7 protein-coding genes and 1 tRNA gene are annotated in these 8,432 nt (G+C 56.7%); 2 read left to right on the plus strand and 6 right to left on the minus strand.

The genetic code is table 11. The annotated features are described in order from the left end of the window. Positions 1–127 precede the first annotated feature (127 nt). A complete protein-coding gene (locus ACO5GU_RS01920) occupies positions 128–304 on the plus strand; it encodes a hypothetical protein (RefSeq protein WP_484929827.1) in 177 nt (58 codons plus the stop codon). A 184-nt stretch (positions 305–488) separates the two neighbouring features. Here ACO5GU_RS01920 and ACO5GU_RS01925 read toward each other — a convergent pair whose 3' ends face one another. The 5 genes from ACO5GU_RS01925 to ACO5GU_RS01945 form a co-directional block, all read right to left on the minus strand. Beyond that, positions 489–1,319: a hypothetical protein gene (locus tag ACO5GU_RS01925; protein ID WP_484929829.1), complete on the minus strand. Its 831-nt coding sequence runs from the start codon at positions 1,317–1,319 to the stop codon at positions 489–491. Next, positions 1,309–1,770 (minus strand): TFIIB-type zinc ribbon-containing protein, encoded by a 462-nt coding sequence (locus ACO5GU_RS01930; RefSeq protein ID WP_484929831.1) that lies wholly within the window; start codon positions 1,768–1,770, stop codon positions 1,309–1,311. The genes ACO5GU_RS01925 and ACO5GU_RS01930 overlap by 11 nt, the downstream gene beginning before the upstream one ends. After that, a complete protein-coding gene (mcrC, locus tag ACO5GU_RS01935; protein ID WP_484929833.1) occupies positions 1,763–3,265 on the minus strand; it encodes a 5-methylcytosine-specific restriction endonuclease system specificity protein McrC in 1,503 nt (500 codons plus the stop codon). Before mcrC ends, ACO5GU_RS01930 begins: the two co-directional genes overlap by 8 nt. Then, positions 3,232–5,430 (minus strand): AAA family ATPase, encoded by a 2,199-nt coding sequence (locus ACO5GU_RS01940; protein WP_484929835.1) that lies wholly within the window; start codon positions 5,428–5,430, stop codon positions 3,232–3,234. Before ACO5GU_RS01940 ends, mcrC begins: the two co-directional genes overlap by 34 nt. Positions 5,431–6,019: 589 nt before the next feature. Then, positions 6,020–6,096 (minus strand) — tRNA-Met (locus ACO5GU_RS01945). 214 nt (positions 6,097–6,310) lie between these two features. Between ACO5GU_RS01945 and ACO5GU_RS01950 the strand changes: the two genes are divergently transcribed. Next, positions 6,311–7,855 (plus strand): Mur ligase family protein, encoded by a 1,545-nt coding sequence (locus tag ACO5GU_RS01950; RefSeq protein WP_484929837.1) that lies wholly within the window; start codon positions 6,311–6,313, stop codon positions 7,853–7,855. Between the two features lie 314 nt (positions 7,856–8,169). Here the strand turns inward: ACO5GU_RS01950 and ACO5GU_RS01955 are convergent. Then, positions 8,170–8,432 (minus strand): hypothetical protein (locus ACO5GU_RS01955; protein WP_484929839.1); only part of this gene is annotated, 263 nt, incomplete at its 5' end.

Here is an 8,432-nt window from a genome sequence, read left to right on the forward strand (position 1 = left end):
TGAAGCACAGGGGCATCGAGGTCCTGGAGGAGAACTGGGCGCACGGCTCGGACGGCATCGACTTCATCGTCATGGACGACGAGGAGCTCATCTTCGTGTACACCACCACCAAGTGCGGGTCTTCGACATGCCCCGTGAGGAGCCCGACCAGGAGCGCTTCGAACGCATCGCGGCAGCCTACCTCGCCGAGTCCGAGGTGGAGGACTTCGCCAGCATCCGCTACGACATCGTGAGTCTGCTGGTGACGGGCTCGGAGAAGGCGCTCCTGCGCCACCACAAGAACATCCTCAACGACGGGAGATGACCCTAAGGCGGCTGCCCCGGGCCTTCGGGCTCGGGGCGGGGCGTCCTTCCTCGGGTCAGCATGTCAGCTGCGGCAATACCTCAACGCGCCCGGCACTCTCTAAGCGCAGGCTGCCCTCAGGAGCTGCGGCGCCGGGACAGCTGGTCATGGCTTGTTACAACGTGAAATCTGGTGAGTGCCCGTCTTAACCAGGTAGCGGGAATTGAAAGCCGCAGTTATTTACGAACTGGATAAGCTGAACAACAGCAGCAGCGAACTGTGCCCCGCCGTTGACTACTCGCAAGAAGCCAAGTGCGCTCTTGAGTACTCCTCGCTTAGGTTTCCCGCTTTCTATCTGCGAGCGAACAATCTCAGCATTATCGCGTACATCTTCAATTGTTTCGGCATCGTCAATTTCCGTCCCTGCTGCGCTAAGAATCGCATCAATCAATTTGTTCAGAGCTTGCTCGTCAATGCCGATGTTCTGAGTTGCGTTGATGGTTGAGCTGTCAGTCGCTTGGTTCATCTGCAGGTTGTTCACGGACCCGAAATTGTTTGTCACTGAATCTCCGCCATCGAGTCCTATTTCGAATCCAATCATGGTCAAATGTTCGGTTATGTTCGCGATGAGGCGCCGTACAACTTTGTCCAAGAAGCCTTTGTACATATCTGCGAATTTATTTCCACTCGCAAAGGTGTAGTAAAAATAGCTTCTACCGGAAATGTTCTGGACAATCATTTCCTTGAGGATGAGATATACTTCTGCGCTCTCTTCCTCGGGTATAGTGCTGAAATTAATGCGGGTAGTTCCAAGGTCCCCCGCTACCTCCCGGACGTCTTCTTCTGCATTGAAGCCCTCGGGGGTATGGTTATCGACGCAATCATCAAGATACGCCTTTACATCCGGCTCTGCTTCAATACGGTCAAGAAACCGTTTGAAAGGCGCTGGCGATTCGTCCCAATTCGATCGTAAAAGTATGTTCGCCTCGTGGTTGAAGCGATAGAGGGTCTTCTTAAAGGCGGTCTTATCGGTCATTGAAATTGCTCACTCCGCATAACGGACATACGTACACCGACATTGAAAGGAGACGTGACACTTTCGACTGCTTTCCGCAGTGCTTGCAGGTCGTAATGGCAAGCGTATCTATGGAAGGCTGCAAGACGGGCTCGTCATCCGGTCTCGGCTGTTTGCCCACCTTAAACGACACGGCCTTTCCTTTAGTTCGTCTCTCGAGCTTCTTCATCTCTTTGTGAATGGCGTCGAACGCCTGATTCTTGCATATAGCCATCGCAAGGTCTATGACGTCTTGGGTCAGATAGTTATCGGATGCGATACCACAGGCGGGGCAGCAGACCTCCAATACGTCATCCGACTCGTAATCGCTCGGTTTCAGCTTGAAGAACTCGCCGCATTGCGGGCATTGCAACAAGACGAACCCGTCTTCATCGCAAGGTATCTCTATGGCGAAACTCAAGTCATTACTCATTGCTGCCTCCATTGTCAATCTCGCGCAGCCTCAACAGCCAGCGTCTAATGCTCCCGTCCTCAAAGAAGCCAAGTAGTGCTCCGTCGCAGAAGCGTTCTGCCCTCACGGCTCCCAGCAGAAGTGCCATCACCGCCTGGCCGTCGAAATCCGACACGTCTGCTCTGGACATTGCCTGGCTGCCCCACTCAAGCCCGTTGCGCTCGAGTATGTCGCGGTAATGCGTGAGTTCATATTCGGGATGCTCGTCCGCAAAGTCGTAGATTGCCTGTTCAACATTCGTGACTGTCGTTTCGTAGTCCACGTAAGGCATCTGAATTGGGTCATCCATAGTGCCCTTGCTCTCTCGGTCTACGACCCAGTTGCCAAATCTCTCGGCTTTCTCAATGGCAGGCAGGTGCTTCGTCAGTCCTTCAAACACAGGCTCCTCCTTTGAGAAATATGCCTTGGCAATTCCATCGAGCTGCGAGCGTATCTCCTCGAAAGGCTGGTTGAGATCGAGCGTCCTCACGCTTATCTGGTTGCCGCTCATCTGGTACACACCATCAGGCTGAATTTCTTCGTCGGTCTTTGCGTAGAGCAGCATGCCCGATACACTGTGGGCTTTGGGGATACTGGAAAGCTCCACTTCCTTGTTCTTCACGTAGGTGAAGATCTGGTACAGGTTACTCGAATGGACGCTTCGCTTGTCAAACTGCTGTTGCATTGTGCGGCTGTAGTACTTCGCGTCGATGATGAGGACAGTCGTGCCCTGCTCGAGCGTTATGTCAGTGTGCATGGCGGGGAGCATATCGTCGAAGCCGTCGTCGAGCGCCCAGCTGATGTACGGCGCCCCTGCAGAAAGCTCTGGGTGCTCGCGTCTGTAGTACTCAAGGATGAACTTCTCGTACAGGTGGCTCATGCGTTGCTCGTCGAGGAGGTCCATCATGCGGATGCTTCCGTCTTCCTGCGTCTGGAGGAGGCCCTTCACGACCAGCCAGCACACATTCATGAGCATGCGGTAGGCCTGATTGTTCCGGTCGAAGCGCATGTGCCAGTCCTCATGTGCAAGGTCTACGTCGCCCACGTCCACGAAGTACGGTAGCAGCCGCCTGAGCGCCTTCTTGCGCACCTTGTCGATGCCAGAGCGGACCAGGAGCACGATCGTCGCTTTGAGGATGCGGTTCATGCGCGTGTCCGTGCTGAACTCGTCGTAGCTGCAGACCAGCTGCCTGCGCAGGATTGAGCGGGTCTTCAGGGACTCGGACAGCTCAATCTTTCCCCTCGGGGAGGAGAGCGCCTCCTCGCGGTCGACGTATTCCCGGCCGAGACCGCGCTTGAGCTGCAGGCTCACGCCCCGCGCCAGTATCTCGGCGAGGAGGTCGGCGGTGTTGTCGAACTCCTCGGCAGCGACGTCGCGGTAGCCCTGCCCCTGCAGCGTCTGGAACGCGTAGGCGAGCATGTGGTAGATGTTCTGTATCCGGATCACTGGATGGACCTGCGCAGCTTGCCGGCCCACTCGTCGACCTTGGAGGACTCGTCGAACCAGTACTCGCGTAGCATCGGCACGAGCTCGTAGTCGACGATTGCTGAGAGCTTCTCGTCCGTCACGTCGTCCGGAGTCATGCGGCAGAAGTAGCTATGGCCAATGCAGAAGCCGTCGCCGAGCGACTCGTCGGAAGCAATCGCCTCGTTCAGCTTCACGACGCAGGCGACGAGCCTGTCGAACTTCTCGCTGGCAAGCCCCTCCTGGTACGCGACAAAGCTCTCCGTGTCGAATGCGGGGCGGAGGTCGAAGAACGCGAAGCGGCGGCGCAGGGCGTAGTCGAGCATAGCGAGCGAGCGGTCCGCTGTGTTCATCATGCCGATGAGGTAGACGTTGCTCGGGACATAGAACAGCTCGTGCGAATAGAGCAGCTGCAGCGTGTTCCTCGGTCCGCGCTTGTCGTTCTCGATGAGCATGAACAGCTCACCGAAGATCTTCGAGAGGTTACCGCGGTTGATCTCGTCAATGATGAAGAAGTAGTCGTTGTCAGAGTCGTCCTGCGCCTTCTTGCAGAAGCTGTAGAACGTGCCCTTCTCGAGGTCAAAGCCCTGCGCATTCGGGCGGAACCCCTCGATGAAGTCCTCGTAGCTGTAGCTCTGGTGGAACTGCACCATCATCACGCGCTCGGCGTCCTTCACACCCATCATGGAATAGGCCAGGCGCTTTGCGGCGAAGGTCTTGCCCACGCCCGGGGCGCCCTGCAGGATGATGTTCTTCTTCGCGCGCAGGACGTTGGCGAGGGTCCCGTAGCGCTCGGCGTCCATGTAGACCTCCGAGAGAAAGTCCTCGGGTGTGTACGTCGGGTATTCGACTTCTCCCGCTTCCTCCTCGGCTTCGCTGCCCTCTTCTTCGAAGAACGAGCTGAGCTTTTCAACGAGGTCGGGATAGGCGGTGATGTCCGTCAGGGTCTTCCTGGCGAGGAGGTCTTCTGTTTGCCACTCTCCGCCGTGCGTCCAGCGTACCTTGCGGATGTTCGGGTAGGAGTCGCCATTGTCGTCGAACTGGTAGTCCCCCTCGACGACGCCGCGGCCTATGATCACGCTACGGCCCCGCTTCGCGAAGACGACATCGCCCGGCTTCAACTCACGAGAGAACTGCCAGAGCGCGAGTGCGGAATTCTTCTGCGAGTACTTGCTGCTGTACAGGATGCGCAGGCTCTTGCGGATGTCTTCCTTGCTAGCGTACTGCTCGACGTTGCCGAGCTTGCTCCAGCCGATGCCCATGATGCCGCGCGCGTAGAAGTCGTCCCACCTAGCGGCGCCGTCTCCCGGGGAGTAGGTCCAGTAGTGCGTGGTCCTGACACCCTCGTCTCCGAGGGCGTTTTCCTCCGCTTTCACAGCTGCTGCCTTCTCGGCAGCCTTCCTCTCCTGGCTGACGCGCTCGGACTCCACGAAGGCGGCAGCTGTCAGCGAGGGGAAGTCTGTATACGGGCATCCGTCGCTTCCAAGCTCTGACTTGATGGTGTCGCAGATGGCAAGGTAGCGCTCTCCGTCGTGAACTGGCGAGTCCTTCTCCTTCGGCACTATGTCCGCGATTGCAGCGCCCGCCTTTGCGACGTCGGCCATGAACCAGCGGTTGCGCGGGTCCAGGCTGATGAAGCTGTAGGGCCTTGCCCAGTAGAGGCCCATGGTGAGCTTCCAACCAAGCGTGAACTGGGTGACGGTGGCATCGAATGCCTCGACGAATGCCTTCCTGTTTGCTTCGCTATCGTCAGCGGCAAGCGCAACCTCGGCCTCGAACACGTGCCAAAGGTTGTCGATGTCGTTCTCGCCGCTCCGATCGTCATCGGAGAAGGCATAGAAGGTCGCGTTGAGGTTGTTGAGTACGGGGATACCCTCGAAGTCCGTGGGCTGGCCTGCCCCGACGCCGAATACCTCGGCGATGCCGGCGATGATCTTCTTCCGGTTTGCGTCCGTGATGCCCTTGTTGAAGAGGTCGAAGACGGTGAACGGATCGATGTCTTGGAGCTCATCTGCCTCGAGCTTGGGCAGTTGCATCCCGATGCGCGAATACACGTCGTTCAGCACAGAGATAAGCTTCTGCCGGTCGTTCTTGTATGCGAGCAGCTTGTCTGCGAACTCCTGATAGAAGCCCGTCCACGAGTGTTGATTGTCTATTTGTATCGCCGCCTTGCTCACAGCTTCCCCCCTTGTTCTGAATACAGGTCGAAGACCAAAACCCGTACGTGAGTAATCTGGCCAGGTTTATCGCTTCTCACGAACTGGCAGTCGAGTTCATTCCTGTCGATAGCCTTGAAACTGCGGATATCTTCATGTGACTGAAGGGCATTGCTCACATGTGCGAGGACATCGTCAAACCTGCGCTTCCGGGAAAACACTATCAGCGCTGTTTTGACATCGCGCCAAGTCAAGTACCCCAAGAGCTGAGCTATAGCGTCAGTGAACGCCGCCAACGAGTTGCTCCTGCAGTTCCATCTCGGTAGCGCCGCTGTTCACAAGCTCCGAATACTTCACCTCGTGCACCTGCCTTTGAGTAAATACAACGTGAATACATTCTAGCAGTAATGCATTTGTGTGAGTGCTAATTCCTGCAGCATGAGACAGATTTTCAGCTCTAAGCAAGCAGCCTATCTTGTGCGCACAACGCTCGAGATAGCGCTTGTCGACACCGGGAGCCGCGCCCATCGCGCCGCCGCTTCGATGGCGCGTCGCCCCACCCGGATGCCGAGCAACAAAAAACCCGCCGAGGGCGGGTTTGAAATTCTTATGGTCGCGGGGGCAGGATTTGAACCTACGACCTTCGGGTTATGAGCCCGACGAGCTACCAGACTGCTCCACCCCGCAATGTAAACGCTTGCGCGAACAAGTACTATACCTCCACAGCCACAGAGAGTCAAGCAACTTCGACGATTTTCTCGCCATGAGGGTGTGACGCTGGCATGCAAGGACCAAGAAAGTTGCACTGTCGCCAGCACAAGTGGGGTCAGACGGCTAAACTATTTATACTGTCTTTGGGGCGCTGTGCTTGCGCCAAACAGCTATCGAAGGACTTTTGAGGATGACATTACACGAGCTCCTGGCGCTCTTTACCAGCAAGAACATCGAGTACACTACCGCGCATCTTGACGCGGTTGATCAAAACGCACAGCTTACCGATGTTGCAAGCGATTCTCGTGAGGTCACCCCTGGCTCGCTGTTTGTCTGCAAGGGCGCGCACTTCTCGCCAGCATATCTGGCGAGCGCGGTAGAGGCTGGGGCTGTTGCATACCTCTGTCAGCAGTCGCTCGCGGAGGAGTTGCAGGCAGTGGCTCCAAACGTAGCCGCTATTTGCGTGGATGACGTGCGCCTTGCCATGGCCTACGCGGCCGCGGGCGTTGCGGGACATCCCGACAAGAAGCTCACGACCATCGGCATCACAGGCACAAAAGGCAAATCTACCTGCTCGTATATGCTGCGCGCCATCCTCGACGGCGACGAGCCGTACTCCAAGTGCGGCGTGATCGGCGGCATCGAGGTATTTGACGGCAAAGACACGCAGCCCGCGCACAACACCACGCCCGAGGCTCCCGAGCTGTGGCGCCACCTTAAGCACGCCGCGGACACTGGCCTCCCCTACGTTGACATGGAGATTTCCAGCCAGGGGCTCAAGTACGACCGCACGGTTGGCCTCAATCTGAGCGTCGCGGTGTTCCTAAACATTGGAACCGATCACATTTCCCCTGTTGAACACCCTACTTTTGAAGATTACTTTGAGAGCAAACTGAAGATTTTTGACCTTGCTCGCGTGGCCGTCATCAACAAGAACACCATGATGTTTGACCAGGTCATGGAGCGTGCGCAGAGGTGCGAGAAGGTCCTGACTTTCTCCACAACCGATTCCGACGCCACCGTTTGGGCGGACGAAATCACACCTCACCAGGGCATGGTCACGTTCACCGTGCATGCGCCAACCTGGACCGGTGCCGCTGCGCTGCCTATGTCCGGCCTCTTTAACGTGGAGAATGCTCTTGCGGCAATCACCGTTGCCGACTACCTGGGCATTCGCGAGAAGGACGCCGTGCTTCCACTGATGAACGTTAAGGTGCCAGGCCGCATGGAGCTGCTGAGCTCGCCCGACAACAAGGTCACAGGCTTGGTCGACTACGCCCACAACAAGCTTTCCTACCAGAAGCTTTTCTCGTCAACGTCCAAGGAATTCCCTGGTTATGGCCGCTATGTGGTCATGGGTGCTGTTGGCGGCAAGGCGTACAACCGTCGCCAGGAGCTGCCGGAAGAGGCGGCCAAGTGGGCGGACTTGATGATTTACACCACCGAGGACTGCAACATGGAAGATCCTGCGGTGATTTGCGCGCAGATGGCCGAGGCCACGCCCGAAGGCGCCGCGCACAAGATTATCCTTGACCGCTACGACGCCATTTACGAGGCAGTTTCCGCAGCTTACGACGACCCTCGCCCGGCGCTGGTGTACCTGCTGGCCAAGGGCGACGAGCCGTTCAACATTATCGGCGGCAAGCACGTTCCGTGGATGACGGACGCTGCTGCGTTCAAGGCCGCCGTCCGCGCCAAGCTGGACGAGCGCGCTGGCCGCGCCGCGCGCGGGTAGCGCGGGTAGCGGCGCTGCTGCGAGCGCGGGAACAGCGTCGTGTACGAACAAACTTGCAGGTTGGACGCGCGAAGCGCCGCTGCGAGTACGCGGGTTTCTCGCCAGGCAGGTCCTTCTGCTATTGCGCGCCTAAAAAGTGCAAAGAATCTGTATTTGAGGCACCGATTCTTTAACAAAATCAGGCAAATCCACCGATTCTTTTACCTTTTTAGGCAAAATCTACCGAATCTTTGAAGAAATCAGGCTCGTGAAAGATAGACCGTCTGCTCCAAATTTTTGAGCCTGAAAAGCGCATCATGTCTGAGTAAAACAACTCAGACATAGTGAGAAAAACCGGCAAATAGCTCAGACTTGGCGCGCTTTTCAGGCAAATCGTTCAGACATGGCGAGAAAATCAGGCTCCATTGAAGGGCACCTTGGGCACGTTTCAAAGCCCGCCTGAAAAGTGCAAAGAATCTGTGTTTTGGATACAGATTCTTTGCAGAAATCAGGCAAATCCACAGATTCTTTGACGTTTTTAGGCTTGAATTGTCAAAGCAAGTGCAACGTTTGGTGATGGTAGACTTCCCAAGGGCAC

This window comes from Lancefieldella sp. (assembly GCF_057237245.1).

Coding starts and splice junctions, on each gene's coding strand:
- ACO5GU_RS01920 (WP_484929827.1), top strand. CDS start 128: ATGCCCCGTGAGGAGCCCGACCAGGAGCGCTTCGAACGCATCGCGGCA.
- ACO5GU_RS01925 (WP_484929829.1), bottom strand. CDS start 1,319: ATGACCGATAAGACCGCCTTTAAGAAGACCCTCTATCGCTTCAACCAC.
- ACO5GU_RS01930 (WP_484929831.1), bottom strand. CDS start 1,770: ATGAGTAATGACTTGAGTTTCGCCATAGAGATACCTTGCGATGAAGAC.
- ACO5GU_RS01950 (WP_484929837.1), top strand. CDS start 6,311: ATGACATTACACGAGCTCCTGGCGCTCTTTACCAGCAAGAACATCGAG.